The organism is Dolichospermum circinale AWQC131C, assembly GCF_000426905.1.
GTDB lineage: Bacteria > Cyanobacteriota > Cyanobacteriia > Cyanobacteriales > Nostocaceae > Dolichospermum > Dolichospermum circinale.
Map to the genome: position 1 here is coordinate 44328 of NZ_KE384651.1, position 16368 is coordinate 60695.

The 16368-nt window shown below is 38.3% G+C and carries 12 protein-coding genes and 1 riboswitch; of the genes, 7 read left to right on the forward strand and 5 right to left on the reverse strand.

Annotation, left to right across the window (positions count from 1 at the left end; all coding sequences use genetic code 11):
• Nucleotides 1-453: 453 nt before the first annotated feature.
• From ACIR131C_RS0119510 to ACIR131C_RS0119520, 3 genes are read right to left on the reverse strand one after another with little or no spacing between them, the layout of a single operon-like run.
• Complete coding sequence (locus tag ACIR131C_RS0119510) at nucleotides 454-846, reverse strand: DUF309 domain-containing protein (protein ID WP_028091522.1); 393 nt, start codon at nucleotides 844-846, stop codon at nucleotides 454-456.
• The gene (locus ACIR131C_RS0119515; protein WP_028091523.1) at nucleotides 843-1208 is read right to left on the reverse strand and encodes a ferredoxin thioredoxin reductase catalytic beta subunit; all 366 of its coding nucleotides are present in this window, start codon (nucleotides 1206-1208) and stop codon (nucleotides 843-845) included. Before ACIR131C_RS0119515 ends, ACIR131C_RS0119510 begins: the two co-directional genes overlap by 4 nt.
• 41 nt (nucleotides 1209-1249) lie before the next feature.
• Nucleotides 1250-2425, reverse strand: a complete 1176-nt coding sequence (locus ACIR131C_RS0119520; protein ID WP_028091524.1) for a DUF58 domain-containing protein — start codon at nucleotides 2423-2425, stop codon at nucleotides 1250-1252.
• Between the two features lie 230 nt (nucleotides 2426-2655).
• Between ACIR131C_RS0119520 and mtnA the strand changes: the two genes are divergently transcribed.
• Nucleotides 2656-3690: an S-methyl-5-thioribose-1-phosphate isomerase gene (gene mtnA / locus ACIR131C_RS0119525; protein ID WP_028091525.1), complete on the forward strand. Its 1035-nt coding sequence runs from the start codon at nucleotides 2656-2658 to the stop codon at nucleotides 3688-3690.
• Nucleotides 3691-3799: 109 nt separating this feature from the next.
• Here the strand turns inward: mtnA and ACIR131C_RS0119530 are convergent, their stop codons facing one another.
• Both ACIR131C_RS0119530 and ACIR131C_RS0119535 read right to left on the reverse strand, forming a co-directional pair.
• Nucleotides 3800-5011, reverse strand: a complete 1212-nt coding sequence (locus tag ACIR131C_RS0119530) for a bifunctional cobalt-precorrin-7 (C(5))-methyltransferase/cobalt-precorrin-6B (C(15))-methyltransferase (protein WP_035372578.1) — start codon at nucleotides 5009-5011, stop codon at nucleotides 3800-3802.
• Between the two features lie 290 nt (nucleotides 5012-5301).
• Nucleotides 5302-5991, reverse strand: coding sequence for an Abi family protein (locus ACIR131C_RS0119535; protein WP_028091527.1), 690 nt, complete (start codon nucleotides 5989-5991; stop codon nucleotides 5302-5304).
• A 611-nt stretch (nucleotides 5992-6602) separates the two neighbouring features.
• A riboswitch (adenosylcobalamin-variant (AdoCbl-variant) riboswitch) is annotated at nucleotides 6603-6726 on the forward strand.
• Nucleotides 6727-6776: 50 nt separating this feature from the next.
• Here ACIR131C_RS0119535 and cobG point away from each other — a divergent pair.
• The 6 genes from cobG (at nucleotide 6777) to ACIR131C_RS0119570 (ending at nucleotide 16163) form a co-directional block, all read left to right on the forward strand.
• Nucleotides 6777-8231: a precorrin-3B synthase gene (gene cobG, locus ACIR131C_RS23535; RefSeq protein WP_051347638.1), complete on the forward strand. Its 1455-nt coding sequence runs from the start codon at nucleotides 6777-6779 to the stop codon at nucleotides 8229-8231.
• Entirely contained in the window at nucleotides 8224-8850 is a 627-nt protein-coding gene (locus ACIR131C_RS0119545; RefSeq protein ID WP_028091528.1) for a precorrin-8X methylmutase, read from the forward strand. The genes cobG and ACIR131C_RS0119545 overlap by 8 nt, the downstream gene beginning before the upstream one ends.
• On the forward strand, nucleotides 8850-9557 hold the full coding sequence (locus ACIR131C_RS0119550; protein WP_028091529.1) for a precorrin-2 C(20)-methyltransferase: 708 nt from the start codon (nucleotides 8850-8852) through the stop codon (nucleotides 9555-9557). The genes ACIR131C_RS0119545 and ACIR131C_RS0119550 overlap by 1 nt, the downstream gene beginning before the upstream one ends.
• A gap of 140 nt (nucleotides 9558-9697) precedes the next feature.
• Nucleotides 9698-11407: a precorrin-3B C(17)-methyltransferase gene (gene cobJ / locus ACIR131C_RS0119555; RefSeq protein WP_028091530.1), complete on the forward strand. Its 1710-nt coding sequence runs from the start codon at nucleotides 9698-9700 to the stop codon at nucleotides 11405-11407.
• Between the two features lie 612 nt (nucleotides 11408-12019).
• Nucleotides 12020-12637 carry a hypothetical protein gene (locus ACIR131C_RS0119560; protein ID WP_028091531.1) on the forward strand — a complete coding sequence of 206 codons (618 nt, stop codon included), beginning with the start codon at nucleotides 12020-12022 and terminating at the stop codon, nucleotides 12635-12637.
• A 643-nt stretch (nucleotides 12638-13280) separates the two neighbouring features.
• Nucleotides 13281-16163: a glycerol-3-phosphate acyltransferase gene (locus ACIR131C_RS0119570; RefSeq protein WP_028091532.1), complete on the forward strand. Its 2883-nt coding sequence runs from the start codon at nucleotides 13281-13283 to the stop codon at nucleotides 16161-16163.
• The last annotated feature ends 205 nt before the right edge of the window (nucleotides 16164-16368 follow it).

Below are 16368 nucleotides of genomic sequence, written 5' to 3' on the forward strand. Positions count from 1 at the left end.
AAAAATCAAATATGAGTTCTATAGCAAAAACGGACGGTGGTTTTAAATTTTAGTTTCCCTTTGAAAATGTCTGATCAAAACTGGCAATAAATAATTTGTTAGTTAATTGTTACTAGGTTATTGATTTTTACATCCAGTGAATTTGATCTCAATGAGGTACAATTCTAGCGGGCAAGATGCCCGCACCACAAGATTTTTATCATTAATATCTGTAATATCTGGACCTCATAACATCGGAAATTGCTGTATCTATGTACTTACAAAAAACTATTAAATCATACTTATATAAGTCATGGTTTAGACATTAATTGACGGCAAATGGTATATTGCTTAGGTGCGTCAAATGCCAAAATTTTGTTAATTATTACCATTACCGAATTGTTGAAGACGCACCCTACAGGAGATGATTAAAGGATTAAGTTATTAAACTCAATACAAATCATAGTTTAGACGCTAATCATGACTCAGAGAAATGCTGGGTAAAAGCCAAATTTGATTTTCTACCAATTCAGTATTTGCCAATGGTTCTAGACTTTCCTGTTGTATTATTGTTAATAAATCTAGACTTTGGGTAAATAATTTTTCTACATTAATACCGCCGTAGCTAGGTAAATAACGTCTAAGACGATTACTACCTTCTCCCAAAAGGATCATCGCTCCTCGTCGGTTAGAATTACCTAGATGATAGAGTCCTACAGCGATTTGGAGAATACCTTGATAAAAAGTTTTATCTGGTTCGAGACTATCGATCCAGATTGCTTCTAGAATGTCATGACAAGCATAGAACTCTCCCGCATTGAACTGTTCTATACCATGCCAAAACTCATCAGGCATAGTTTCATTCATCCCATACTATCCCGAACTTCTTTAATAGTTTCCATGGATATTTCTTGTTTATCACCGACAAAATCATTATCAGGGGTGAGAAACAGCATACAGTGACATTCTTTACGTTCACGCATGGGTACGCAGGGACAGTTCCAAAAAGCGGCGTTAACTTCGGCCTCTTTATCCTCATAATGGCGACAGGGACACAAAGGCGCTCCCAGGTCGTCTTTGTGCTTGGCCAGCCCTTCAATAACAACTGCGGTAACGGAAAGTTCAGAACAGAAGAATGTTCCCGTCCGTTTGGCGTATTGTTCGGAAAAATTCCGCATTGCTTCTAGGTTTTTATCGCTAGATTTTAAATTTACTTCTGGTGTAGTCATTGCTGATAAATTTTCATGTTTCTTTGCATTGTACATCACGGTCAGTCAGAGAAATCACTTTCAAACAAACTCAGAGCTTTTTGTAATTGAGGTTGTAGTTCTTGTTCGTTTTGGATAATAATACCAGGATATTCTCGATTAATGACGGTTTCTGCGAGTGAGTCTGGATTTTGCCAGAGTACCCAACGACTACCAAAGGGTAAAGAGGATGTGGTCAAGGAGTTTTGTGTCAGCCAAATTAAGGGACTATGATCTGGTGGTATGCTGTTTTTTTCCAGGGGGTTGGTGGCTGCTAAGGTTTCCAGAACTGGAATATCTCCTTTAATTAAACCTGTAGCTGCTGTCCAGAGTTGCACTTGCAGTTTTTGTTTATGGGCATAGAAATATAAAGAAGCAGCAGTAATTACCGCTTGTTCAAATAACTCCTGTTCCCATTGGCCGGAACTATCTATGGCAATAATAATTTCCTGTCCAGCAGTAATAACTTCCAATTCCCGCACTCGTAATTCTCCATAACGGGCGCTAGTCCGCCAATGAATTAACCGGGTCGGATCACCAAGGCGATAAGGACGTAGCGATCGCACTAATCCCGTTGTAGCAGTTTGTAATGGTTTACCACGAGGATCTCCCCGGTGGCTATCGTCTTGTCCGATTTCATCAATTAAAGGGCAATTGTTGAGGGATAAGACGGTAGGATAAACTATTGCCATAGCTTCACATTGTCGCTGACGACGACACCAAAATAAACCCCAAGGCGCACCTGTTGCTAATTCTACTCTGTGCCAGCGGTAAACCCCCCGCTGTTGGGTAGGAAGATAATATATCCAGCGGTAACTATCCTGTGGTTGAATAACTTCAATACTTTGCTGGACTGGCTGACCTAAAACATAAGGGATTATGTCCCTGACTTGTAATAAACTTACTGGTTGTTGTCTATGATTATGAACTTCGATCTCAATTTTTAGATCATCACCAGCGGTTACTGGTGCAATAGGACGACGTTTAACAATTATACCCACAAGCGATCGCACAGACATAAAAGCTGATATTGCCAAAAGCGCGAAACTGACTCCACTGATAACATACAGCCAGCCAGCCATGGTATTAATACCCGCACCTAAATAACATATAGAGATTCCCACTAACACCCAACCGCTATAAGCAGGCGCACAAGCGTGGGTTTCCAGCCAATAGTTGATTTTTTTGGTAATTTTCATCTTTCTTTTTTAACTTAATTTGTAGAAAAGGCAATAGGTAATAGGCGATAAATTTTAATAATGATTAAGGATTGTTATATAAGGACGACGCGCAACTGGCATAATACATAAGATTCTAGAAGCCCTGGTGATAAAAATTCAGACTTTACAACCCACTCAGGTAAATTTTACCTGTGTAGATATGGTTAAATGTCCACCTAACTAAACCCCTACAACCAACAACTGATAACATGGTTTATCCCGTTACTTGGCATAATAATTCAGTATCACTGATTGATCAAACTCGCTTACCTAATGAATATACAGTGGTGGAAATTCACCGCAGTCAAGATATGGCCGAAGCTATTACCACTATGATTGTTAGAGGTGCGCCAGCAATTGGAGTGGCTGCTGCTTATGGAATGTATTTAGGGGCTAGAGAAATTGAAACCAGCGATCGCCAGGAGTTTTTAGCTAAACTAGAGAAAGTGGCCAATTTATTGCGTTCTACCCGTCCCACTGCGGTAAATTTATTTTGGGCAATTGGTAGAATGATGCAAACGGCTTATGAAACTTTGGGAACAGTTGCAGAAATTCAGCAAACTCTTTTAGAAACAGCTAAAAATATCAATGCCGAAGACTTACAAACTTGTCAAGCTATAGGCGATCATGGTCTAGGCGCGTTACCACAAACCCCGGAAAAACTAATTATCCTCACCCATTGTAACGCAGGTGCTTTAGCCACGGCCGGATATGGCACAGCTTTAGGTGTAGTCCGTTCCGCTTGGAAACAAGGACGTTTAGCTAGAGTATTTGCAGATGAAACCCGTCCTCGCTTGCAAGGGGCAAAACTCACCGCTTGGGAATGTGTACAAGAAGGGATTCCAGTCACAGTAATTACCGATAATATGGCCGCCCACTGCATGAAACAAGGTTTAATAGATGCTGTAGTTGTAGGCGCTGATAGAATAGCTGCTAATGGTGACACTGCTAATAAAATCGGAACTTACAGTTTAGCTATTGTCGCCAAATCCCATCATATCCCTTTCTTTGTCGCTGCACCTTTATCCACCATAGATTTTCAAATAGCTAATGGTAGTCAAATTCCCATTGAAGAACGTCACCCAGGGGAAATATATCAAATAGGTGAAACTATTCTCACCCCTCCAGGAGTAGAATTTTATAACCCGGCTTTTGATGTCACACCTGCGGATTTAATTACAGCGATTATTACAGAAAATGGTGCTTTTTCTCCAGGTGATTTATTAACGGCTAAAGAAAACTAAATACTTGCTTTTTTCTCTTTCCCATACTCTGTATGGGAATGAATTATATAATTATTAAACGCAGATAAACGCAGATAAACGCGGATGAATAAATACAGATTAATTTTTCTTAATTTTTGATTCCTATCCATTGGGTAACAGGGGACATTGCTTTCCAACCCAAAAATCTTGACCCAATAGGTTCAGCGCGTTGAATCGCAATCCGGGTAAAATTTCCTCCTACTTTTTCATACCATTGATATAAAATTAGTTCACCCTCTAATGTGACAACATTAACGACCATTCTCCCCCCAGGAAGTAACGCATTCCAGGAATTTTCTAGGATTTTTGGTTCTGTCACACCACCACCAATAAAAATCGCGTTGGGTGGAGGTAAATTTTCTATAACTTCCGTACTTTTACCCGCAATAATTTGTAAATTTGGTGTTCCCAAAGCAGCCGCATTATCAGCAATATAATTTATTCTAGAGGCATTTTGTTCAATAGCGATCGCTCGACATCTCCTATCACTTCGCAGCCACTCTATAGAAATAGAACCACAACCAGCGCCCACATCCCAAAGCAACTCTCCCGGTAAAGGTGCTAAACTCGATAAAGTCACCGCTCGGACTTCTCTTTTTGTCAATTGTCCATCATGATGAAAAGCACTATCAGGTAAACCGGGAAATCTCGATAAACCAACTATTCCCTTATCAGCAATACATTCCACCGCAATAGTATTTAAAGGGGCGATATTTTTTTCTTGCCAATTAGTAGCGATATCTGTTATAAGATTCTCGTTAATATTACCCATTTTTTCTAAAACGGTAATTTGACTATTACCATAACCGCGACTTGTCAAAATTTCAGCCACATTAGCGGGAGTATGTTTTCCCTCACTCAAAATTAATAATTTTGCACCGGGATAAATGTAACATTGGACTAGAGAAAGCGGACGACCACATAAACTTAAAGTTTCCACCTCCGTTAAAGACCATCCTAGTCGAGAACAAGCTAGACTAAAAGCCGAAGGTGCAGGAATAATTGTAATTTCCGAAATATTAATATCTTTAAGAATATTTGTACCCACACCATAGCATAGAGGGTCGCCACTAGCTAAAATACAAACTGCTTGGCCACGACGACTGATAATGTCGCTTATGGAAGTTTGAAAAGGTGATTTCCAGGGAATTTTTTCCCGGTGGTCGTCAGGGGGTAACATGGAAAGATGACGTTCCCCACCAAAGATGATTTTAGCCTTATTCAAAAAAGAAACAGCTAGGGGACTTAACCCTGCTAAACCATCTTCACCGATACCGATAATTGATAACCATTTTTGCATAATTTTTGAGGTAAATATATATTTTGTTTGTTTTGTTGTAAAGTTGTGCTTTGAATTGGATAAAAGTATTTTGTCTTGTAGAGAAGAGTCTAAAAATGGTAAAGACGAGGCTCGCAAATTTAGAGAAAGGATAAAAATGACAAGTTTACAAGAAAAGGGTAGCAAAGCACTCTGCCCTCAATATTGGTGATTCTAAATAAATACTACCTACAACCTGAGTTCGATGTAAATTTATAATCTTAGGTTTTTTGCTGCTAATAAACATCTTTTATGTTCACACTAAAACTATCTTATAAAAACTTCTTATTTGGATAAACTTTTATGAAATCAAGCTGGTTTGATGTAATTTCATATATTTCTGGAAAGCGATCATATTCTCTTAACCAATTGCCAATTTTTGGATTAATCCAATTAATAAAAAAATGAATGTCACTATGTACAATGTCAATGTTTAGGTAATTCCAAATAGGCTCATGATGGAAAGTACGGTTACGTAAGTTATGTATATTTTTTATTTTCAATTTTATACTATTTATATTTCTCTCAGATTTTTTAGCATATTTAAATATTTGTTTGCTACAAGGATTCCATATTGTATTTTGATAAAATCCCTTTTGGATTAAGCTTTTCCAAAATCCAAAATTCAGTTCAGGAACTAAGTTATTTAAATTATTATTGCACTTCTTAAAAGCAGTATTAATTGTCTCTTGTTCATATTTTTCTAACTGAATCTTTCCGTTAGTAAACCAATCATTATCATATTTGACTGATAATACAGTGTTTATTTGGTTACGAAGGCTAATTTCTAAAGTATGTAAACTGGGATACAGTGCCTCACAAAGTTTAGTATTGATTTGGTATATTCTGATCGCATTACTATAACTGTTATTGGTCGCATTGAGATATGGTTTCATGCGAGCTTCCGAAAAAGCCAGTAAAATATCTTTTAGGTCATCCTCTGTTAGTTTAGATTCAGGCATTGACAAATATTATAATTTTTGTTATTTTTGATGGTGTGGACTCCAGAACGTCCTATGTCTCGTTTGACCGAGTTACGACCCTGGCGTAAAGAAATTAATTTTATCTTCTAAGACAGCCTCCTAAATGTGATAATTTTAGGAGGTATTGTCATGGAAATTAATTTAACTATTCTAATAGAAATATCATATAAAGTAGACAATATTTTTTAAATCACTTAATATTTCGTGTATTTATCAATATTTGGAGAAATTTTGCTCCAGAAAGTTCTACAAAAATATTCTGTTAAATTCATTGTTTATAATGAAATAACGGTAGTAATAAACAATACCTTGTCCAAATTGAAAAAAGTTTTGATTTGTAGGTTGGGTTGAGGTACGTTCACGAAGTGTGGCGAAGCCATAACCCAACAAATGCGTCGGGTTGCGCTGTTGCTTAACCCGACCTACAAAAAATGGACAAGGTATGGATAAAATTAATCAATAAAACCAAAAATATCAAGAATTTGCGAAATGTGGGTTTAAACTCTTACCTTTGCGTCTCTGCTCCTTTGCGACTTTGCGCGAAACATAATTCATTGACAATACCATAAAATATGATTTTGTGGTACAATGCTAAAACTTAGGGTTGGGAAACTTCGGTGTAATTCCGGGACTGTGCCGCAACTGTAAAGCAATTTTGGATTTGACTAAAAATCTCAAGTCTAAAGTTGGGTAAGTCAGAATGCCAATTCTAGGGTATCTACTCAATTTCTGTCTCTGCGTCACACAGAGAAGGAGTCACGATTTTGCAATTTCCATTGACTGCTTGTCCAGGGTTATTTTACAATACATTAGCCCAAGATGGTTTTCTCTGTCGTCTGAGAATACCAGGGGGAATGATTAATTCTCAACAATTTGAGGCCATAGCGGATATTTCTGATCATTATGGTGGGGGCTATATTGATGTTACTAACCGCGCTAATATCCAAATTAGAGAAATTAAACAAGAGATAAATATTCAAGTTCTGGAAAAATTACAAGCACTAGGTTTAGCTTCTACTAATGCTAGTGTAGACCATATCCGCAATATTATGACCAGTCCTACAGCGGGTATTGATACTCAAGAACTAATAGATACTCGTCCCCTAGTTAAAGCTTGGGAAAAATATATTACAGCACATTCTCATCTTTCCCAATTATCAGCGAAATTTAGTGTGTGTTTTGATGGTGGAGGCAAAATTTCCGTAAAAGACCGCCCCAATGATATCATCTTAGCAGCAGAAATCACTAACAGCAATATCCATTGGCGATTATATCTCAGTTATGGAGAAAAAAGAGAACCAGCCAAAGACACGGGAATTTTAATTAAATCGGTAGAAACAATAGCAGTTTTAGGAGCATTAGCAGAAACTTATCTCAAACACATAGACATTAAAAACAGTCGTCAACCACGTTTACGAGAAATCATCAATCACATCACCATCGAAAAATATCTGCACCAAGTCAAAGAAAAATTAGATCCAAACACATTTAATCTTGAAAAAACTTATCTTTCCGCCTCTGCGTCTTTGCGAGAGAAAAATCTTATAGGCATTCATAGCCAAAAACAAAGCGGGTTATATTACATTGGTATTGTTTTACCTCTAGGAAGACTAGAAACCTATCAAATTAGAGGTTTAGCTAATCTTGCGAAAAGATATGGTGATGATAATATCAGGTTAACACCTTGGCAAAACTTAATATTAAGCGACATTCCCCAAAATCAAATCATAGCAGTTGAGAAAGAAATTACCAACTTGGGTTTAAACTATTCACCAACGGACATCAAAAGTTTTTTAGTAGCTTGTTCTGGGAAACGAGGTTGTGCTGCTGCGGCCACAGAAACGAAAGATGATGCTTTAGACTTGGCAAAATACCTAGAAAATCTTATGATTTTAGATTGTTCGGTTAATATCCATTTTAGTGGGTGCAGTAAATCTTGCGCTCAACATACCCAAGCTGATATTACCTTACTTGGTGTTACCGGTGAAAATTTTCCGGGTTATCAAATTTATGTTCTTGGTCATTTGCTCCATGAATATGTGACTTTAGCTAAAGTTCCAATTCTAATTCAGCAAATATTAGAAGTGTATCAGCAACAACGTCTAAGTTTACAGGAATCCTTCAGGCAGTTTATTGACCGTCAAAAACACCAATTAAACCAATTATTTAGCAAATCCAGTCCAAATTCAACAGTTACAGTTTTAAAATACCATGTTTGATTACATCCGTGATGCTAACGAAATATACACTAAATCCTTTGAAATTATTCGCTCAGAGTCCAATCTCCATGTATTACCAGATGATGTAGCTAAAATTACCGTTCGGCTGATTCATGCCTGTGGAATGACGGATATTGTCAAAGACTTAGGATATTCTTCTACAGCGGTAGAAGCCGGGAGAAAAGCCTTAATTGACGGCGCACCGATTTTGTGCGATTCTCACATGGTAGCCGAAGGGATAACAAGAAAAAGACTACCCAAAAATAATAGGGTGATCTGTACCCTAAATGATCCAGAAGTACCACAACTGGCTAAAAGATTAAAAAATACAAGATCAGCATCTGCCTTAGAATTATGGCGCTTTCATATAGAAGGGGCAATAGTGGTAATTGGAAATGCACCTACAGCACTATTTAGGCTATTGGAAATGCTAGACGAAGGAGTTCCTAAACCGGCGTTAATATTGGGTTTTCCCGTCGGTTTTGTGGGTGCGGTTGAGTCAAAAGCCGCATTGTCCGCAGATAGCCGCAATGTACCATTCTTAACTTTACATGGAAGACGGGGCGGAAGTGCGATCGCTGCGGCTGCTGTTAACGCTTTAGCAAGTGAGGAAGAGTAATGGCTAACTCTGGAGGTCGTCTTTATGGAATTGGTGTCGGACCTGGAGACCCAGAACTTATTACCTTAAAAGCCTTACGTATCCTCCGTTCTGTCCCCGTTGTCGCTTATCAGTCAGCGGTAGATAAAGAAAGTATCGCCAGAAAGATTGTTTCCCCCTACCTGGATAATCATCAGATTGAGGTATTATTTCATCTTCCTCGCGCCTTAGAACCAGAAAATGCCAAATCTATCTACGACCAAGAAATTCAACCCATTGCTGACCATTTAGCCGCAGGTCGAGACGTGGTGGTTCTCTGTGAAGGAGATCCGTTTTTTTACGGTTCATTTATGTATTTATTTACTCGATTAGCTGATAAATACAAAACAGAAGTTGTTCCCGGAGTTTCCTCACTTATGGCTTGTCCTGTGGCTTTAGGTTTGCCATTTACCTATTATAATGATGTTCTTACCGTTTTACCTGCGCCATTACCAATAGAAATACTAACTAGCCAACTTCTAGCCACTGACGCAGCGGCCATTATGAAACTTGGTCGTCATTTTTCTAAAATTAGGAATCTTCTCCATGAATTAGGACTAGCTTCACGGGCTAGATACATTGAACGCGCTACAAGTACGCAACAACGTATATTACCTTTAGATGCAGTTAACCCTTTAGAAGTTCCCTATTTTTCCATGATTATCATCCCTACCAAAAATAAATTGTAGGAAATTGGGAATTGATAACTCTTAATCACTGATGATTATAGCATTTCCTACCCCACTAACGTATTTATCTGCCTTCATCTGCGGTTAATTACCCATTTCTATCCCGTTTAAATTCTCAATAGCTTAGTTTCGTCAAATACATGAATACAAGAGTAGTCCCTGCGGTTATAGTTTTAAGTCAAAATAGCGTTATCGTGGGGCGGAAAATTACTAATATCTTTGCAACCGCGAAATTATACGGTTTAGCTAGTCGTACTCATGATACTGATGTTAGTTTTACCGACTTTGGCGAAACTGTGCGGGAATTGTTCGCTGCTGGTACGCCAGTAATTGGTGTTTGTGCGGCTGGGATTCTCATTAGAACAATTTCACCTATTTTAAATGATAAAGGACAAGAACCACCTCTTTTAGCTGTCGCAGAAGATGGAAGTGCTGTAGTACCGCTTTTAGGTGGACTGAGTGGTGTCAATGATTTGGCGCGTCAAATTGGGGAATTGCTGAATATTAAACCAGCAATTACCACCACAGGGGATATCCGGTTTCATACCGCTTTGTTGTCTCCCCCTGTGGGATATCATTTAGCTAACCCAGAACAGGGGAAAAAATTTATTGCTGACCTATTGGCCGGGGAAAAAGTCAAGTTAGTGGGAACAGCGCCTTGGTTGAGGGAGAGTAATTTACCTATTGATGAAAACGGCCAGTTAAAGATTAAAATTACCGAATATTTGGATAAATATGACTGTAATTGTTTAGTTTATCATCCTGCGACCTTAGCGATCGCTCTCACCAACCCAGAACCAGATACAATTACTCAAATTCAGCAAATACTCACAGAATCTAACTTAGCACCTGTTGCCGTCGCTGGCATATTTGCACCTCTTCACCTGGCCAATAATTCCCAACTCCATGCTACAGCTAAGGCTTTAAACGTTCCTATCCGGTTTTTTCGGGAAAACCAACTCTCCTCCGCTTCAGCCCTAGCCTTAGCCGCCACAGGTACAGATGGTCAAATTATATCATCTCCATCTTCTTCTATTGCCGTGGCCATTTCCAGCCAAATTATCAACCCCGCCACAACAGGACAAAACCAGGGAAAATTAGCTATTATTGGTACTGGTCCTGGTGCATTTCAATGGATGTCACCACAGGTAAGGGAAATTCTGCATTTAGCTACGGATTTAGTAGGTTATAAAACTTATATTAATTTAATTGCGTCCCTGGCTGTTGGGAAGCGCGTCCATGAATCAGATAATCGAGTAGAAGCAGAAAGGGCTTATCAGGCGCTAGACCTAGCCGCAGAGGGAAAATATGTAGCTGTTATTTCCTCTGGCGACCCCGGTATTTACGCAATGGCGGCGGCCGTTTTTGAGGTTTTAGGACAATATAATAAACCAGAATGGCAAACAATTGATATTCAAGTCGCCCCTGGTATTTCCGCTATGCAAGCCGCAGCCGCCCGTATTGGTGCGCCTTTAGGACATGACTTTTGCGTAATTTCCCTATCTGATATTTTAAAGCCTTGGGAAATTATCGCCGAAAGAATCAACGCTGCGGCGGTAAGTGATTTTGTGATTGCTTTCTATAATCCTGTATCAAAAAAACGAACTTGGCAACTAGAGGCCGCGAAAAAGATTTTATTAGCACACAGAAAACCTCATACACCAGTAGTATTAGGAAAAAATCTGGGGAGAAAGGGAGAAGAAGTTAAAATTATTACTCTAGAAGAGTTAGAACCAACATTAGCAGATATGGGAACTGTCATTATTATTGGTTCTTCCCATACTCAACAAATTCAACAGGATAATAATGTTTGGGTTTATACTTCACGCCGCTATAACTTTGAGGAATAATGTTTTTTCAGCGGTGAACTTCCCTATTTCTCTACTTGACAAAAGAAGGGAAATACTATAATTTTCCAGATATAATTCCCTTAATTATGTCTACTTTATATCTGAAAAAGACTTGATTTTTTGATTCTGATCATCAACAATAAAAACATCATGTTCCAGACATGATTGTAGCCAATAAAAGTGACAGAAGCCCTAAAAGTGTCCGCTTTTGCGGACATTTTACTTTTTTTAAAAATATCTTCTGCTTTTTATGAAAATTGTTAAATAAATGAACTAGATTTTTATCTCTTACCCACAATAATGATTCAATTTCGCACCTGGAAAATAAATTTATGCAGCTTATTTTTCGGAAATCAACATCATTTAACTTAACTTAGTCTAGATTTATCTCTGGGAAATTCCTCTCTCCTGATTTATATTAATTCGGGAGTTTTTTAGTATCCATTATTTCACCTCATTCAGCCTGTATGTGATTTATTAAACTATTCCTTACTAAAATTTTAGATCAAATCATACAATCATTGTCATCTGATCAAAAAGATAATTGAATCAACGTTACAATTCAGTTACTTTATGAAAAAATATAGCAATACTGACATCAACAATACTTGTATGACAACTAATTTAATATCTAACTCTACCTCTGATTTCATGAATACCTTATCCCGTGCTGCTGCTGCTTATCGAGAAGGAAATCAAGTTCCCCCGGCTGAAATAGTCGTAAATGCGCTGCTAGAAGCAGAAAAAACAACCAAGGTGCAAAAGTTAAATTATCCCTTTGAGTCTCTCAACGGTAAATGGCGACTTTGTTTTGCTACTGGTACTAAAAAAGTCAGAAACCGGGGCGGAATTATTTTAGGTAAGGGTTGGTATATGCCGAAATTTATAAAAATTCTGCTGTGCTTTAATCCTAGCAAAGAAGGGGCTTTAGGAAGAGGAGAAATTGCTAATCAAATACAATTGGGAGCAATTTTATTGAAATTAACAGGACTAACAAAATACTTAGGAAAAAAGAATTTATTGGCTTTTGATTTTATCCAACTACAAATTAGTTCATTTAGTTGGATGTTTATTAATAAACAAATTCGTTTTGGTCAGCTTGAAGGTGAAGATTTTTATGATCAACCTATAGCTAAATTACCCTTTTTTGCTTTCTTTTTAGTCACTGAAGATATAATCGCTGCCCGTGGACGTGGAGGTGGTTTAGCACTTTGGATTAGGGAAAATTAACCTCAGAAAATATAATATTTCATACTCCGATATCCGGCTTTTTCAACAAGTCGGTTATCTATACTCCCTTAACAACTTTTTTATTTGGCTTTAACAAGATAACTCAGATAATAACGGGCTTTAATTTGATAATCAAAGGAACTAATTTTACCAATTTCTCGTCCCATGGACTGATCATCATCAATTGTCATTTTACTTATTGGCTAAATTGAAGTTTTTATGCTGACCTTTTTCCCTGTTCTTTGTTAATTGTTGTCAAGCTCAAGGAAAATATAAGAAGAATTTAACATTATTTGCCAACAGAAAGACTAAAATCATAACGGACAGACTAGCCCTACAGTCAAGGAGGCTTAAAAACAATGTCCGACTTAAATCGCGGAATCATGAAATTTGAAGGTGCAGATTCGCCTAAACTGATTACAATCTCCACCGTGATACTTTTAGGATCAATTGTCGCCCTGATCCTTTGGGCGCTTAACTTCGCTTATGCAATAGCTTAGATTCTTTGCATAATCTTTAGGAGACAAGAGGGCAAGACTTCTATTTGCTCTTTTGTTTCCTATATCATATAAATAAATATTCATTTTTGTTAATAACAAACTTGGAGTGTGTCATCAAATTTTAAATTTTAGATCAGAAAATAATGATTAATTTTTGGGGTATCTTAATTATTTTAATTGTTTGTCCACTGTTAGGGACAATACCACTAATTTCCTGGATTACTTATGCCGTGAGTAGAAAGTGGTTAGCTAATGTCGGTACAGGAAATATTAGCGTTGCAGCAGCCTTTTATCATGGTGGAAAATTAGCGGGAATTTTGTCAGTAGTCTCGGAAGCTACTAAAGGGATTTTTGCTGTCACAATTGCCCACTATTTTTTCCCTTCACAACCAGTCTGGGAAATTCTTGCTTTAATTGGCTTAGTTGTTGGTAGATACGTCACAACCAAAGGCGCGGGAACAACAAACGTCTTCTGGGGATTACTGGTACATGATCTGTCAGTAACTGTGTTAGTCGGCTTACTTGCAGCTATTGGTTTTTTGATCACTCGTTCTCAAGAAACAATTAAACTAGGGGTATTGGTAATGTTCCCCCTATTTGTGGGTATCCTCCATTCAGAGGAATTATCCAGAATTATTGCCGCCTTTGCCTTATCGGGGTTAATTTACTGGATTTATAGCCAAATTCCCGACGACCTTGACCTTCCCGTCAAAGGGGCATCTCCACAATCCCTGGAAATGATGCAATATTTAAGCAATAATCAGGATAGTATCATCACCCTAGAGGAAGAATTAGATGGGGAAGTGGTGGGAGCTAAAGCCGCTACATTATCGCAAATTAAACGTTGGGGTTATTCAGTTCCTAAAGGTTGGGTATTAGCTCCTGATGATGATCCTACCAATTTAATTAATTTTCTGCAACCGTCCCAACTTTCACCCTTGGTAGTCCGTTCTTCCGCTATTGGTGAAGACTCACAACAGGCCTCTGCCGCAGGACAGTATGAAACAATCCTAAACGTTACCAGCAAAGAAGAACTTAGACAAGCCATCACCCAAGTCCAAGCTTCTTATCATCACCCCAGTGCCGTCGAATATCGTCGTCACCGCAGTGCAAAAGAGGCGGCCATGGGGGTACTCATTCAACAACAAGTTCAAAGCGTATTCTCTGGCGTGGCCTTCAGTCGAGATCCTATTTCTCAACAAGGTGAAGCCGTAGTTATCGAAGCTGTATCCGGTAGTCCTACTCAAATTGTCTCAGGAAAAGTCACACCAGAACAATATCAAGTAGTAATTGCTGGTGATGACAAGTTATCCTGTCTGCAATTTGATGGAAATGGTAAAATACCCCAGGCATTAATTAAACAAGTTGCATATTTAGCCCGTCGTTTAGAAAGACGTTATTTAGGTATTCCCCAAGATATAGAATGGAGTTATGATGGTCAAAACCTGTGGGTATTACAGTCAAGACCTATCACCACACTCTTACCAATTTGGACAAGAAAAATCGCCGCAGAAGTGATTCCTGGAGTCATTCATCCTTTAACCTGGTCTATTAATTCTCCTTTAACCTGTGGTGTGTGGGGAGAAATTTTTACTATCGTTTTAGGTGAACAGGCTAAAAGCCTAGATTTCACTCAAACGGCCACGCTACACTACTCTAGAGCTTATTTTAATGCTTCTTTGTTAGGAGAAATCTTTTTAGCCATGGGATTGCCTCCAGAAAGTCTCGACTTTTTAACTAGAGGTGCAACCATGACTAAACCCCCTCTAAATTCCACTTGGACTAATTTACCTGGATTGACAAGATTACTCAAACGGGAACTTGATTTAGAAAAAGACTTTAAATCGGATTATCGTCAAGTTTTTATTCCAGCATTAATAGAATTATCCAACATTGTCATTACTGAGTTATCACTAGATCAGTTATTATCTAGAATAGACTTGATTCTTGATTTACTCCGCCAAGGTACTTACTACAGCATTTTGGCCCCTTTGAGTGCAGCTATCCGTCAATCCCTTTTCGGTATCAAAGCCGAAAAAATTGATAACAGTGTCACCCCAGAGGTAGCATCGTTAAGAGCTATGAGTTTACTAGCCGCCGATGCTAAACAAATCTTAGATGATGATGATATTGACTATAATTGTGAACCAGAAAAGATATTTGAGCAATTGGCAAAAACAACCGCTGGAGAAAGGATTTTATTTGCATTTGACGAATTAATTCAGGATTATGGTTATTTAAGCGAAGTAGGTACAGATATTTCCGTTCCCACTTGGCGAGAAAATCCCCAACCAGTTAGACAATTGTTTGTGCAGTTAATTAAAGCCGACCAAATCCCAGATTTAGATGATTCCCGTTCCCAACAGCAAAACTTAGTCCAAAGACGAGTTGATCTTAAAGGTAGGGTAACAGAAGTTTATTCCCGCTTGTTGGCTGAATTACGCTGGACATTTTTGGCCTTGGAAGAGATTTGGCTTCAGTCTAGGGTGCTATTACAGCCAGGAGATATCTTCTTTTTGGAATTAGATGAAATTCGCCACTTAGTAATTCATCCAGATGTAGCGGTTAGAAATCATCTGTTAGAATTAATAGCACACAGGCGATCGCAATTTCTCCAAGATAGTCAAATTCTCCAAATTCCTCCCGTTGTTTACGGTTATAACCCGCCTCAACCTATCACTCCTGTCATTAATCCCGCTGATAATATTTTGTTGGGTATTCCTGCAAGTCTTGGACAAATTCAAGGCCGAGTAAAAATATTACGAACTTTACAAGCAGTCCATGATATTGATAAAAACACTATCCTTGTTGTTCCTTATACAGATTCCGGTTGGGTCCCTGTTCTAGTTCAAGCTGGGGGGTTAATTGCTGAAGCAGGTGGTAAACTTTCCCACGGGGCAATTATTGCCCGTGAATACGGTATTCCTGCTGTCATAGACGTATATAATGCTACATATATACTCCAGGATGGTCAAGAAGTCCGCATTGATGGATACAAGGGTACTGTAGAGATATTAAAAGGGTAACGGTGTCATTAGTAGTGAGATGTTTTAATTATAACATAATATACCTGATGCCTCGGTGCGTTACGGCTAATCATTAATCTCTCAAACTCCCAACCAAATATTATCTAGCTGTAACATACCTGATGCCTCGGTGCGTTACGGCTAATACAGCACTTCCCGATGTTATGAGGTACAAGAACCCCACCCCCAACCCCCTCCCCGCAAG